The organism is Aquimarina sp. EL_43 (assembly GCF_943422735.1).
GTDB classification, from domain to species: Bacteria; Bacteroidota; Bacteroidia; order Flavobacteriales; family Flavobacteriaceae; genus Aquimarina; species Aquimarina megaterium.
Map to the genome: position 1 here is coordinate 899711 of NZ_CALSBR010000001.1, position 13417 is coordinate 913127.

The following is a 13417-nucleotide window of genomic DNA, read 5'->3' on the forward strand; positions in this document are numbered from 1 at the left end:
ACTATTGTTTTTTAGCTGTACTAGCAGAACTATCACTATGCACATTATTATTTTCTTTCTTTCCCTGGTAGATCTTTATTAGCATTCCTGCATATGCTCCCGGAACACTTTTGGATAAAATTACGGTCTCTTCAGGAACTCCCTTAAGCACTACTTTTTTATCAGAAAAATATACAGGCTGTACATCTATAATATCAAGAATACTGTCTCTTACCACAAATATCTTATCCCCTTCCTGAAGCAATCCTCTTTCGATTTCGATAGCATTTTCTTCTTTCTTAGCATCAAGATTGGCCTCGAGGTACATCCCTTCTCTAAGAGATGGATCTGCTACTTCGATAAAAGTTGTAATGGTCTGGGTGGCCTGATTAACACTACTATTAATCCTGGACACCTTTCCTGTAAACGTCTTTGTTTTATTAAGGTTAGAAAGTTCTACCGATTCTCCAACACGAAGCAGATCTCCATATTCCTTGCCTATAGCAACCTGCATTTCATATACTTTGGTATCTATGTACTCTCCTAATTTTTGTCCCTGCCGAATTAAAGTTCCCTCGGTGACCAGGGCTTCGGTAAGCACTCCATTAAAAGGAGCAGAGATCGTATATTTTGCCAATCGTTGCTCCAGATTTTTCACATTATAATAGGTAGTATAAATATTTCTTCCTGTTATAAAATATTTTTCTTTTTCTGAAGTAACTTCTGGTAACTTTGGTGTGGCTTTACTCATATCAAAGGTATTGAGATACCCTTGCCATTTTTCATAAATATCTGGATAATCCAATCGCAAATCTGGCATAATTGAAGTAACCAGGTTGTATAAATTACTCTTGGCAGATTGTACACTAGCATAATATTCTGAGGCATCAATTCTTATTAAAGCTTGTCCTCTTTGATATTTTTGACCGGGTTTAAATAAGTGAGTTCCTCCTTTAAAAATCCCCTGAACTTCGGCATATAACTCTAACCTTCTTTTTGCAGTTAAATTACCATTTGCTGCAATTTGAATAGGAATAGTTTTGTTTTTTACCGTATCTACAAAAACGGTTTTTATCACTTTTGCAGGTCTGGGTCTGAGTCTTTTTTTACTATCTATTATTGTATTTGCAGCAAAATAAGCTGCTACAATCAAAAGTATCCCCAGGATTGAAAGTATAATTTTTCTCATAGTGTATCGGTAACCACAACTTTTTGTAGAATCGCTACAAAACTATCAACCACACACTTGGGATGCAGTTAAAGAACTCATAAAAGTTAATACGAGAGATTTTTACATTATAAATAGGTTAGCGATATAGAGAGATATAATAATAAAAGAAAATTAGAAGACAATATAAAATAACTTCTTATACATTGTTTAATGCATCCATTTCTTCTTGTAATATTTCCCAATCTTCCATTAGTGAGGATAAGAGATCCTTTTTTGCCTGGTAATTATCAAAAAAGTTGGGTTGCGCAATCGTTTCATCATAATTGATCGCCAGTTCTACATCAATTTCTTTAATTTCTCTTTCCAGCTTATTGATTTTGGATTCTATATTACTCAATTTATTTCCAAGTGATTTCACTTTTTTCTGATCCTGATAAGATTGTTTTGCTGTTTCTTTGGTATCAGAAGTTGTTTTCTCTTGCTTATCTTTCTTTTCTATATCTCTTAGATCATTTATTCTTTTTTCTTCTAAGTAGAAATTTATATCACCAAGATATTCTTTGATTTTTTTATTCTTAAATTCATACACTGTATTGCTTAATCCTTGAAGAAAATCTCTATCATGCGATACCAAAATCAGGGTTCCATCAAAATTTTTCAAAGCTTCTTTTAATATATTCTTAGATTTGATATCCAGGTGGTTTGTTGGTTCATCCATCACCAATACATTAAAAGGCTGTAAGAGCATCTTACATAGCGCTAATCGGTTTCTCTCTCCTCCAGAAAGCACTTTTACCTTCTTATCTACCTCATCTCCTCTAAATAAGAAAGCTCCGAGCATATCACGAACCTTGGTCCGCGTCTTTTCGTCGGCCGCATGGATCATAGTATCATGAACCGTTAATTCTCCATCAAGATATTCTGATTGATTCTGAGCAAAATATCCTATCTGTACATTATGACCTAATTTAAACTCTCCTGTATACGGTATTTCATCAATAATAATCTTAGCCAATGTTGATTTACCCTGACCATTCTGACCCACAAATGCTATTTTAGATCCTCTCTCTACCAGTAGATCAATGTCTTTTAGAATTTCTTTATCACCATAACTTTTGCCTACACTATCAGCTTCAATAACTACTTTTCCTGGTTGTACACTTACAGGAAAACTAATATTCATTACTGCATTATCATCTTCATCTACTTCTATTCTATCAATCTTATCTAATTTTTTAATTAAAGATTGTGCCATCGCCGCTTTAGAAGCTTTGGCTCTAAACTTTTCGATCAGTTTTTCGGTCTGTTCTATCTGCTTAGATTGGTTCTTTTGCGTGGCTAATTGTTGTTCTCTAATCTCTTTACGAAGCACCAAATATTTAGAATAAGGTTTGTTATAATCATAGATACGTCCCAAAGAGATTTCTATAGTTCTGTTGGTAACATTATCCAAAAACATTTTATCGTGTGAAACAATAACTACAACTCCGGTATAATTTTTTAAAAAATTCTCTAGCCAGATAATAGATTCTATATCCAGATGGTTTGTAGGCTCATCTAATAATAAAATATCATTATTCTGTAATAGAAGTTTTGCCAATTCGATTCTCATTCGCCACCCGCCAGAGAAGGTATCTGTAAGTTTATTAAAATCTTCACGAGCAAATCCGAGGCCTTGTAAAACCCTTTCTGTTTCTCCTTGGTAGTTATACCCACCCATGATCTCATAATGGTGTGTAAGATCACTTAAGTCGGTAATTAGCTGGTTATATTTTTCACTTTCGTAATCTGTGCGTTCTGCTAGTTGAGCATTAATTGCATCGATATCTCGTTCTGCTTTTTTAATTTCTACAAAGGCTTCATAGGCTTCTTCTAGAACTGTACGCCCAAATACAAAATCTATATCCTGCTTTAAAAAACCAATCTTCACTTCTTTATCCATAGCTATTTGACCAGAATCTGGTTCTTGCTCTTTGGACAAAATCTTAAGCATGGTAGATTTTCCTGCACCATTCTTTCCTATCAATCCAACTCGATCCCCTGCATTTAATCTGAAGCTTATTTCTTCAAAAAGGTACTCTCCTCCAAACGAAATCGATAAGTTATGTATGTTTAACATCTGCTTTTGAATATTTTGTGCAAAGATGATTAATTTTGCGTTAGAATAAAAACGCTCATGAACTTCTTAAAAGGAACAAAAATTTATAGCATTATAACTGGTAGCTGCCCTGTATGCCAGGAAGAAAGTATGTATAAGGAATCTAACCCTTATAAATTAAGCCAAACTTTAAAAATGCAGGAACGCTGTAGTCATTGTGGCACCAAATATAAAATAGAACCTTCTTTTTTTTACGGAGCTATGTATGTGAGTTATCCTGTAGGGATTGCTTTTGCGGTTGCGGCTTTTGTGATTAGTAATCTCATTTTTAAGCTTGATCTAGTGGCTACTTTTATTATAATTTCTATAACGATGATTGCTTTTTTGCCAGTTATTTTAAGGTTATCCCGAAATATATGGATCAACTTTTTTATGCATTACAAAAAAGAAGAGCATTCTTCATAGGTTACTATACCGTTTACAATCTATTTCTTTGTCTAAAGAAATTCCTTTTTCTATATGGTTATATAGCTCTTTTGCCATAGTAGGAGCCAAGAGGATGCCTCTACTCCCCATACCATTTAAAATATGCATATTAGCATACCTCGTATGCGTTCCTATCAAAGGTCTTCGATCTTTAACTGTAGGACGTATTCCTGCTACCTGATCCACTACTTTGTAGGGTACTTTTAAAAATTTTTCCAGCTTTTTTTGCAATTCTTCCCTGGCAGTAGTTGTTATTTCTGGAGATTTATCCTGATTGTTATATGTTGCTCCCACTTTATACAAATCCTCTCCCAGAGGAATAATAAATATCGAAGATTTTATCGCTTCCTTTTGCTTAAGTGCTTCGGACTTAATAATAATATATTCACCTTTATTACCATATAATGGCAGATCATTAAAAAATGGATTGTTTTTTACTCCATAACCCTCAGCAAATACAATATGTCTGCATTTTATTTCTTTATATTGAATATAATCTTCTGTTACGGTGATTTTATCATACTCAAAGGATTCATCGATTAAAATATTGTTTTCTTTAAGTTCTTTCGCATAGGCAGAAAGCATATTGCTGATATCAATTTTCCCGGTATGTTTTACTTTTCCATAATGAAATGGAATATCTAGCGCCGGATTAGTATTTCGGATCAATTCTGAAGAAAGAAATTCTCCTAAAAGGGGTTTATCACAAGCTTCAAACCAGTTATTTTGCTCCTCTACGGCATTAAATCTACGTAATATCGGAAGTTCTGAAACTAACGTTTTCTGGAGCTTTGTTTCTACATTTTTATAAAAAGAGACTGCTGTTTCAATTTGCTGCGAGGCATGCCAAGCCATCGTAAAGCGCTTTAAAATTACGGGGTTATATAGGCCTCCTGCTACTCTTGATGATTTCTGTGAAACGTCTTCGAAAACTACATATGATTTGTTATGACTTTCTAATTCTTCTACAAAAGATAATCCCGATAACCCTAACCCTACAACAATATAATCTAATAGCATTTAACTTCTGAATTTATGTAACTAGCAGTACTCATTTATAAATAATATAATCATAAAATGTAAGTTTGAGATTATAACCTAATTCGTAAAAATCATTTGGATTAAATGGTTTTATGATCTCAAACCCATATTAACATAGTTCAAAAATAACAAAACGCCCAACTATAGTTGGGCGTTTCATCTATTATTTATTGAGGAATATCAGAGTCGTTAATAACTCCACATATCCATTTCAAAATTTCGGATACTTTCTTTAATTCTTTCACTTTCAAGTAGTTGCATCAAGGCGTTATCAATAACATAATCTTTGATTTCGCGGTCACCTTGAATATTATCTTCTTTATAAATCACAGAATTAAAGCGTCTTGCATTAAGGATATGATCATACGTAAAAGGCATTGATGTATTTTTCCTATTAAATGCCATTGCATTATGAAATATTTCTCTGGCATCAGGATACCATATCCAGAATAATGCTACCATATCTGGCTCATCATCATCGATAAAGTTAACATCGGGTGCTACAGGTGCTAATCCAAGCAATCTGTATCTTAATTCCCCTAGTCTTTTATCAAAATACCAATATCCTCTTATTTTGTATTCTGATATATCTGCAGAAGTAATATCCCTTCTGTTAATGTACTGAGGATCTACTTCTTCTCCAGCATTATACTGCTCAAATCCTAAATCGGTAGTATCGATTTTAGACATTGTAGACTGAAGATCTTCAAAAGTACGTGTCTCAGTAAAATATGAATCTGAATAAATATTCTTGATTTTTCCGTTTTTGATATTTGTTACCAATACATCATATAAAGATCGACGATTAGCACCAATATTAAATGTATCAATAGGATAGTACAATGGGAAATTTATTCGCTCATCAAGATCAATAGTTTCCCAAGTGGTTTTTGCCCACAATACATCACGTTTATCTACATATCCGTACTCTAAGGGACGATCATTGTCATATAAAATCTGTTCTTGAGTTTTCTTTCCAATCTCATCAGGATTATTGGCATTTAAAACATTTGCCTGCCCGAAAGAAAGAGAAGAAACCAATAGACCAAAAACGGCTAATACAAAATTTCTCAAATTCATAACTACGTAAGTTTATTTTTTAATTCGTTAACTCAATAATAACCGGAGATATTTTTTTCAACTTATATCCAGAGCTATTAGCTAACCGTGCTTTTATATCAATAATTTGAACAGAAGAACCTCTTTTCGCTTTACGCAAAGCTGATTTTGCTTTAGCGTTAAGCCTTCCTCCAGGAACACTTACTGTTGGCTGTCCTTCTACTTTAAATTTAAATCCAGTCACTTTTAATTTAATATCAAAGTCAAAATCAGGCAGAATAGCACCTACAGATGAAATTTCTAAGGCATTTCTCGCCATTTTGATTGCTCCATCTTCACCACGTACTGTTCCTACAGGTCTTGGTATACCTTTAATTCTAAATTTCTTACTGTCGCTTACTGTTGTACCATTTGCTAGTTTACCACTAACTTTGATATTTACTTCACGAGCTTTTACAGCAGTAACATTCATCATATATTTTCCTGCTCCTCCAACTTTTCTTAGTCCAGGGGCAGAAGCATTTACAGCTGGCACACCAGGAATAGAAATAGTCATTGGGTTATTAACTCCACGATACACCACATTCATTTTATCTGCAGAAATTACAGCAGAATTTGGTCTAGGAATTACAGTATATGAACTCTTAATTGGAATCGTTACTGTAGAATCTCCTTCTTTAAATTGAAGTTCTCCAGCCACATCTCTTTCTCCTACATTTCCTGCAGGGAAATCTAACATGATTTGTCCGTTTGTAACTTCTGTTTGCTCTTTACCATTAACCATTACTTTGGTTGGTTTTAGTGTAGCATCAAAACGTCCAAGAACGATTCTACCTTTAAAACTCTCTCCACTAAAGAAAGCTGTTTTATCTGCAACTACAATCGCTTCATAGTTACTAAAAGAAAGTTCAGACGCTTGTTGTCCAGCTAATAAAGCTGAAAGCACTTTACTTTCTGTAGTTTTAACATCGGCTTGCATTTGAGTAAGCTTAGTTAAAGAAGCAACCAAAGGAAATCCTTCAAAGTTATAGTTTAACCATTTTTTAGTTACTCCGGATCTGTCTTTTACATCAGCTGTAGAAAAGGTTTTAATCACATCATCAGCAACCGAAGCATCTACTTCTTTTACTTCTTTGATTGCAGCAGATACACCATCTCTATATTTTGTGATTTTATCCAAAAATTCCTGAGCCCCGGCAGTAACCTTACCGCCTTCAAAAAACTTTTGGTCTAATCTATCTGGTCTATCCATAGTTTCATAATCCGTAGGATCTTCTCTATCGTCAACCAATTCAGCTTTAAGTTGATCTAGATACGAGTTAAATTCATTAGATAAAACACTTATCTGATCTGCTTTTTCTTTTAATGGGGTATATTTTTCTGGCTGTTCTGAAACCTTTTCGGCCAGACCTGCCATAAATCCAGTATTTCGTTGACTAGCCAACTCATTTGATTCTGTCAATTTTTCTGACATTAAACCAAATGCAGTTAATACTTCTTTTGACATATTTAATGCCATCATCGCGATGAAAACCAAGTACATCAGGTTAATCATCTTCTGCCTTGGGGATAATTTTCCTCCTGCCATATTCTTTTTAGATTTTGGTAGTTATTATAAAATATTTAATTAAAAAATGTTAACTTCTGTTCATTGCAGTTAACATACCACCATATACTCCATTAAGCGAAGAAAGGTTACTAGCAAGGCTTTCCATTTGACTTTGAAGCTTAGTTGCGTTTTCAGCAATAGCCTGGTTAGCTTCAGCCTGACGTGCAGAAGATTCTAACTGAACTTTGTATAAGCTATTTAAAGATTCAAGGTGCGACGCTGCGCTTGCCATCTCTTCACTATATTTTTTAGTTCCTGCTATAGCATCTGTTGTAGGACCAAGGTTTCTTGCTGCTCCTTCAAAATTACGGATACTATCACCAAGGCTACTCATAAGAGTAGTATCAAGTCTAGCCTCTTTAAGCATATCGTCTAATTTTTGAGACAATAATCCTTCTGGAGTTTCTTTTTCTTTTTTGTCTTTTTTGTTTCCTCCTGCTAATTCAGGGTACACTAGAGACCAATCTAGATCGTTGTCTACAGGTTCGAATGCAGAAACAGTAAATACTAATGCTTCTGTGATCAAACCAACAATAAGCATTTCATTACCAAATGGCCAGTGCATAATTTTAAAAAGTGCACCTAATATTACAACGGCTGCTCCCAGACCGTAGACCATGTTCATTAATTTCTTGCTTGCTTTTGAATTTGCCATAATAAATTTGTTTTGTTTTTTTAAATCTTAAGTTTTAAAAAAGGGTTAGTAATTAAGTTGATAGAAAATTTTGGGACTTAGTTTTGATTTTGAGTATTAGCTTCTCCAGTCGATTCAGTACCCATGTAGTCCTGAACTGTTCTAAATCCGATAAAACTCCTCGCAGAATCTGCGTATTCGTAATCTCTGGTACTTACCTGTAGGAAGTAAGCAACATCTTTCCAGGATCCTCCACGTACAACCTTACGTTTGTTTTCATCATCATTGACATTTGGGTTCATTGATGACACATACTCGTAAGCTGCGGGATCATAAGACGACTGTACCCACTCAGAAACATTACCGGCCATGTTATATAGGTTATAATCATTAGGGTCGAATGTTTTGGCTTCTACAGTATATAAAAAGTTATCTGCTGCGTAGTTTCCTCTAAGAGGCTTAAAGTTTGCTAAGAAGCAACCTCTATCATTTAACGCATATGGGCCTCCCCATGGATACGTAGCTGACTCAAGGCCTCCTCTAGCGGCATACTCCCATTCTGCCTCTGTAGGCAGTCTGAAGTAATTCACGAATTCTTTACCTTTTTTCTTTTGATAGGTATTTTTCTCGATAGTTCTCCAACGACAGAAGGCTCTAGCTTGTTCCCAAGAAACACCTACTACCGGGTAGTCATCATATGCACTATGCCAAAAATAGTCATTATGCATAGGCTCATTATATGAATAGTTAAAATCCTTGATCCAAACTGTAGTGTCTGGATATACTTTTATAACTTCTTCTTTTACAAAATCTTTTCTTCCTCCTTGTCTAGCACGTGCAGCTGCCTGGATATCCATCCATGTAAATCTGAATTCAAATTTACTTACATCTAAAGTACGTCTACCATTATAAGATTCTTCTAGAGGAATATACATAGTATCCATAACTTCGGCATAAAACTCATCGGGATAATCATTTACATCCCATTCGATATCTACATCCTTATTAAGTTTTCTACCTTCGTAGCCAGTTTCTCCTGTACCACTATAGTTATCGTACATATATTTTTCATAGACGGACATGTTTTCGGTATCAGCATCTAGAAATGCAAATTCTCCAATACCGTCATCACCTGGGGTTTTACCCAGCTCATCAGCCATTATTGCTAGCCTCATCCTAACAACAGAATCGCGAACCCAATTTACAAATTGTCTATACTCGCTATTAGTTACCTCAGTTTCATCCATGTAAAAAGAACGAACCGTAACCATTCTTGTAGGGGCATTTGCAAGTGCTGCTTTATCATCATCCGACTTACCCATAATAAATGAACCTCCGGGGATGAGGGCCATACCATATGGTTTTTGCGGGTGCCATTTTTTCCCTTGTGCTCCTACCAGTTCTCCTCGGTTTCCACCACCACAACTGTAGAGCATTGCTAAAATAGCAAAGAGTGATACAAATTTCTTCATAACGTGTTTTAGGTTAAGATCTTCTAGATTTAAGGACGTAAACCTATTTATTTATTTCCAGAAAAACAATTTTTTTCTAAAAAAAACCTTAAATCGACCTAATAAAAATGTTAAACTTCGTTTTTTTGTTTTGCCTTATACCATCTTTCAGGTATTTCCTGATTACAAGCACGCTCATAATCGTTGTATGTGCAAGGTAATAACGTATGTCTTTTCAATTTATTATTACCAGATGAAATAAATGGTATTTCTATCCACCATCTTCCGGTCATAATACTTTTATAAAAAGACAAAATTTCGTCTTCTATCGGCACATTATAATGTAGTGTACTTTTTAAATTTTTAATATCAATTTCGTTAGACCTGTAATTGATTCCTTCTACAAAATACCATATCATCTGTGCAATCAACAAGGAAGCAGTTTCTTCGTTTTTAAAGTTTTTAAATTCATAAATTCCAAAACTTTTAACCTTATCACTTATTCCTGCATATCTCGAAATCGCACAAATTTCGCGACCATCAAAACCATTAGGAGAAGCAGCATACCCACTTAAACTTGTAGAATTAACAACTCCCAAATCTATAGAAACGATATCAGCATCTCGCATAATTGGCTCTACAACAGTTACGTCCGAAATAACCTCTCCCAAACGATAAGCATCAAAATATAATTTTTCTATCAGATCTATTTCTTCTTGAGTATTAAAATACGTTTGATACCCTATATTACTATAGTTAAACAAATTATACGGTTGTTCTACAATAATTTTACCTACAAATGAAGTATTCGTGATAGGCTTAGAAGAATTTCCTAAGTCAAATTTACTATCTACATTAACCAAATTTACCATTCGTTCTAAAATATCGAATGATCTATATTGCGCATAGACTAAATCTTGACTCCCCCCTATAATAATGGGGATAATATTTTTCACCAATAATGCAGACAATACTTCCTGCACCAAATAGTAAGTATCGCTAACCTCGTTACCTGGAGTGATATCTCCCAGATCTACCATATTAGTACTCCAGTTCCCGGGGTAAAGCTCGTATAACGATTTACGAATGGTATCAAAATTTAAGTTTTCACCCAAAAAATTAATATCATTCCTATTCTCCCGAATACCGAGAATAGCAACATCTATTTTTTCCAGATCAGGTACTCCGCTAGCTGTTGTATGAATTTTAATTTGATTTCCTAATGCATGTTCAGAAAGTAAATTAGTATGAGCAGTAACTAAATCACTAACTGGTATAAGAAATTCGAAAGACATATATTGGTTTATTTCTTTTTAGTGGTCTTTTTTGTAGTTTTCTTTTTTGCTGCAGTTTTTTTCTTGGGAGCATTTTTCTCTATGAGATCTTTTACTTTATCCAGCGTTAATTTTGAAGCATCAACGGTCTTAGGCAGTTCAATTTTAACTTTACCTTTTATAATATTACTACGACCCCATCTGGCTTTTTCAACTCGAATCCCTTCTTCTTCCCAATTATGAATAACCTTATCAATTTCTTTTTGCTTCTTCTCTTCTATAAGTGACACGATATCATCATCAGATAGATTATCAAAGTCATACTTCTTATTTACATTGATAAACATTCCGTTCCACTTAATAAAGGGGCCAAATCGGCCTTTCCCTTTTTGAACAGGAAGGTTTTCATATACATATATAGGTGCATCAGCTTTTTCTTTAGCGTCGATTAACTCAATAGCCCTATCTAAAGAAGTACTTAATGGATCTTCTCCTTTTTCTAAGGAAACAAATTTTTCACCAAAACGCACATAGGGCCCAAAACGGCCATTATTAACTACAATAGTCTCTCCTTTATACACACCAAGTTCTTTTGGCAGTTGAAACAAATCCATTGCTTCTTCATAGGTAATACCACTTAATGTTTGTCCAGGAGGCAAACTAGCAAATTTTGGTTTATCCTCATCATCGGCAGTACCAATCTGAACCATTGGTCCAAATTTACCCAATCGCACACTTACTACCTTACCTGTAGCCGGATCTTCTCCTAAAATACGCTCTCCCACTTCTCGCTCTGCATTCTGTGATACATCCTCTACTCTTGGATGAAACTCTTGATAAAATTCTTTCATCACATGAGTCCAATCTTCCTGACCTTCTGCTATTTCGTCAAAATCCTGCTCTACTTTTGCAGTAAAATTATAATCGAGAATTGAAGCAAAATGATTTACCAAAAAATCATTTACAACCATCCCTACATCGGTTGGAATTAACTTTCCTTTATCGCTACCTACTTTCTCAGATAGTTTTTTCTCATTCACAGCATCTCCCGAAAGAATCATTTGAATATAATTACGAACCTCTCCTTCTTTAGATCCTTTTTCTACGTAGTTTCTATTCTGAATTGTAGAAATCGTAGGAGCATATGTTGATGGTCTTCCTATCCCCAGTTCTTCTAATTTTTTAACCAGCGAAGCTTCTGTATATCGCCCTGGCGCTCTTGTAAATCTTTCTGTTGCAGAAATATATTTATTAAACAAGCTTTCTTGCACTTTCATTGCAGGAAGGATTCCTTCTTGCTCTTCATCCTCATCATCATTACCTTCTAAGTATACTTTTAAAAAGCCTTCGAATTTTATCACCTCTCCATTGGCAGTAAATTGCTCTTTATGTGTGTTGGCATCAATCTTTACATTAGTTCTTTCTAATCTGGCATCACTCATTTGCGAAGCAATAGCTCGTTTCCAAATCAATTCGTATAAACGTTGTTGATCATAATCAACATTTACACTATGTCTTGAAAAATCTGTAGGACGTATTGCTTCGTGAGCTTCTTGTGCTCCTTTAGATTTCCCTTTATATTGTCTTGGATTGCTATATTCACTACCATAAGCCGAATCAATTTCTGCCTTTGCTCCATTTTGAGCTTCTACAGATAGGTTAACACTATCTGTTCTCATATAAGTAATCAAACCTGCTTCATACAACCGTTGCGCCATCGTCATTGTTTTACTCACAGAGAAATACAATTTTCTTGAGGCTTCTTGCTGTAATGTTGATGTTGTAAATGGCGGAGCTGGTGATTTTTTTGCAGGTTTTGTAGAAAGATCTGCTACCTTAAACGATGCTCCAAGGTTTTTCTTTAAAAATGCTTCTGCTTCTTCTTTGGTTTTAAAATTTTTAGGAAGCTTAGCTTTAAAAGATTTACCAGCTTGATTAGAAAATTCTGCATCAATCCTATATGAAGCTTCTGGTTTAAAGCCTAAAATATCACGTTCTCGTTCTACGATCAATCGTACCGAAACAGATTGTACTCTTCCTGCAGACAACCCTCCTTTTACCTTTCTCCACAATACAGGAGACAGCTCATACCCAACCAAACGGTCCAAAACACGTCTGGCCTGCTGCGCATTTACAAGATTGTAATCTATAGAGCGAGGATTCTCTATTGCTTTAAGAATAGCATTTTTAGTAATCTCATGAAAAACAATACGACGTGTTCTGTCTTTATCTAATTTAAGAGTTTCTGCAAGGTGCCATGCAATAGCCTCTCCTTCTCGATCCTCATCACTTGCCAGCCATACCATATCAGCATTCTTAGAAAGATCTTTCAGTCTTTTCACAACATCTTTCTTATCCTTGGAAACAATGTATTTGGGCTTAAAATCCCCATCCACATCAACTCCTAATTCTTTGGAAGGTAAATCTGCAATATGCCCAAAACTGGATGCTACTGTATATTCTTTTCCAAGAAACTTTTCTATCGTTTTGGCCTTAGCAGGCGACTCCACAATCACTAAATTCTTAGCCATAGTCCTTTAATTTCTGACGACAAAAGTATATCAATTTTTTGATATCAAGATTCTTTATCAAAAAAATTAGTTCAAAAAAAACCT

General features: G+C 34.8%; 10 protein-coding genes. 1 reads left to right on the forward strand and 9 read right to left on the reverse strand.

All coding sequences use genetic code 11. The features are described from left to right. Position 1 precedes the first annotated feature (1 nt). Together NNL09_RS04100 and NNL09_RS04105 are read right to left on the reverse strand one after the other, a co-directional pair. The gene (locus tag NNL09_RS04100; protein ID WP_196909220.1) at positions 2–1168 is read right to left on the reverse strand and encodes an efflux RND transporter periplasmic adaptor subunit; all 1167 of its coding nucleotides are present in this window, start codon (positions 1166–1168) and stop codon (positions 2–4) included. Positions 1169–1346: 178 nt separating this feature from the next. Further along, positions 1347–3269: an ABC-F family ATP-binding cassette domain-containing protein gene (locus NNL09_RS04105; RefSeq protein ID WP_196909221.1), complete on the reverse strand. Its 1923-nt coding sequence runs from the start codon at positions 3267–3269 to the stop codon at positions 1347–1349. Positions 3270–3326: 57 nt separating this feature from the next. Between NNL09_RS04105 and NNL09_RS04110 the strand changes: the two genes are divergently transcribed. After that, entirely contained in the window at positions 3327–3713 is a 387-nt protein-coding gene (locus NNL09_RS04110) for a DUF983 domain-containing protein (protein WP_109098150.1), read from the forward strand. On the opposite strand, the gene NNL09_RS04115 is transcribed toward NNL09_RS04110, so the two are convergent. The 7 genes from NNL09_RS04115 to topA form a co-directional block, all read right to left on the reverse strand. After that, on the reverse strand, positions 3708–4754 hold the full coding sequence (locus NNL09_RS04115; RefSeq protein WP_196909222.1) for an FAD-binding oxidoreductase: 1047 nt from the start codon (positions 4752–4754) through the stop codon (positions 3708–3710). The genes NNL09_RS04110 and NNL09_RS04115 overlap by 6 nt on opposite strands. Positions 4755–4964: 210 nt before the next feature. Then, complete coding sequence (gene gldN / locus NNL09_RS04120; RefSeq protein ID WP_196909223.1) at positions 4965–5855, reverse strand: gliding motility protein GldN; 891 nt, start codon at positions 5853–5855, stop codon at positions 4965–4967. 19 nt (positions 5856–5874) lie between these two features. Further along, on the reverse strand, positions 5875–7422 hold the full coding sequence (gldM, locus tag NNL09_RS04125; RefSeq protein ID WP_196909224.1) for a gliding motility protein GldM: 1548 nt from the start codon (positions 7420–7422) through the stop codon (positions 5875–5877). A gap of 49 nt (positions 7423–7471) precedes the next feature. Then, entirely contained in the window at positions 7472–8098 is a 627-nt protein-coding gene (gene gldL / locus NNL09_RS04130) for a gliding motility protein GldL (RefSeq protein ID WP_025663344.1), read from the reverse strand. 77 nt (positions 8099–8175) lie between these two features. After that, positions 8176–9549 carry a gliding motility lipoprotein GldK gene (gene gldK / locus NNL09_RS04135; RefSeq protein ID WP_196909225.1) on the reverse strand — a complete coding sequence of 458 codons (1374 nt, stop codon included), beginning with the start codon at positions 9547–9549 and terminating at the stop codon, positions 8176–8178. A 110-nt stretch (positions 9550–9659) separates the two neighbouring features. Continuing rightward, positions 9660–10823, reverse strand: a complete 1164-nt coding sequence (locus tag NNL09_RS04140; RefSeq protein WP_025663346.1) for a formimidoylglutamase — start codon at positions 10821–10823, stop codon at positions 9660–9662. Positions 10824–10831: 8 nt separating this feature from the next. After that, positions 10832–13333 (reverse strand): type I DNA topoisomerase, encoded by a 2502-nt coding sequence (topA, locus tag NNL09_RS04145; protein ID WP_025663347.1) that lies wholly within the window; start codon positions 13331–13333, stop codon positions 10832–10834. Between the last annotated feature and the right edge of the window lie 84 nt (positions 13334–13417).

Bases quoted from the DNA above. Each gene is read 5' to 3' on its own strand.
- NNL09_RS04105 (WP_196909221.1), bottom strand. From the start codon at position 3,269: ATGTTAAACATACATAACTTATCGATTTCGTTTGGAGGAGAGTACCTT.
- NNL09_RS04140 (WP_025663346.1), bottom strand. From the start codon at position 10,823: ATGTCTTTCGAATTTCTTATACCAGTTAGTGATTTAGTTACTGCTCAT.
- gldN (WP_196909223.1), bottom strand. From the start codon at position 5,855: ATGAATTTGAGAAATTTTGTATTAGCCGTTTTTGGTCTATTGGTTTCT.
- gldK (WP_196909225.1), bottom strand. From the start codon at position 9,549: ATGAAGAAATTTGTATCACTCTTTGCTATTTTAGCAATGCTCTACAGT.
- gldL (WP_025663344.1), bottom strand. From the start codon at position 8,098: ATGGCAAATTCAAAAGCAAGCAAGAAATTAATGAACATGGTCTACGGT.
- topA (WP_025663347.1), bottom strand. From the start codon at position 13,333: ATGGCTAAGAATTTAGTGATTGTGGAGTCGCCTGCTAAGGCCAAAACG.
- NNL09_RS04110 (WP_109098150.1), top strand. From the start codon at position 3,327: ATGAACTTCTTAAAAGGAACAAAAATTTATAGCATTATAACTGGTAGC.
- NNL09_RS04115 (WP_196909222.1), bottom strand. From the start codon at position 4,754: ATGCTATTAGATTATATTGTTGTAGGGTTAGGGTTATCGGGATTATCT.
- gldM (WP_196909224.1), bottom strand. From the start codon at position 7,422: ATGGCAGGAGGAAAATTATCCCCAAGGCAGAAGATGATTAACCTGATG.
- NNL09_RS04100 (WP_196909220.1), bottom strand. From the start codon at position 1,168: ATGAGAAAAATTATACTTTCAATCCTGGGGATACTTTTGATTGTAGCA.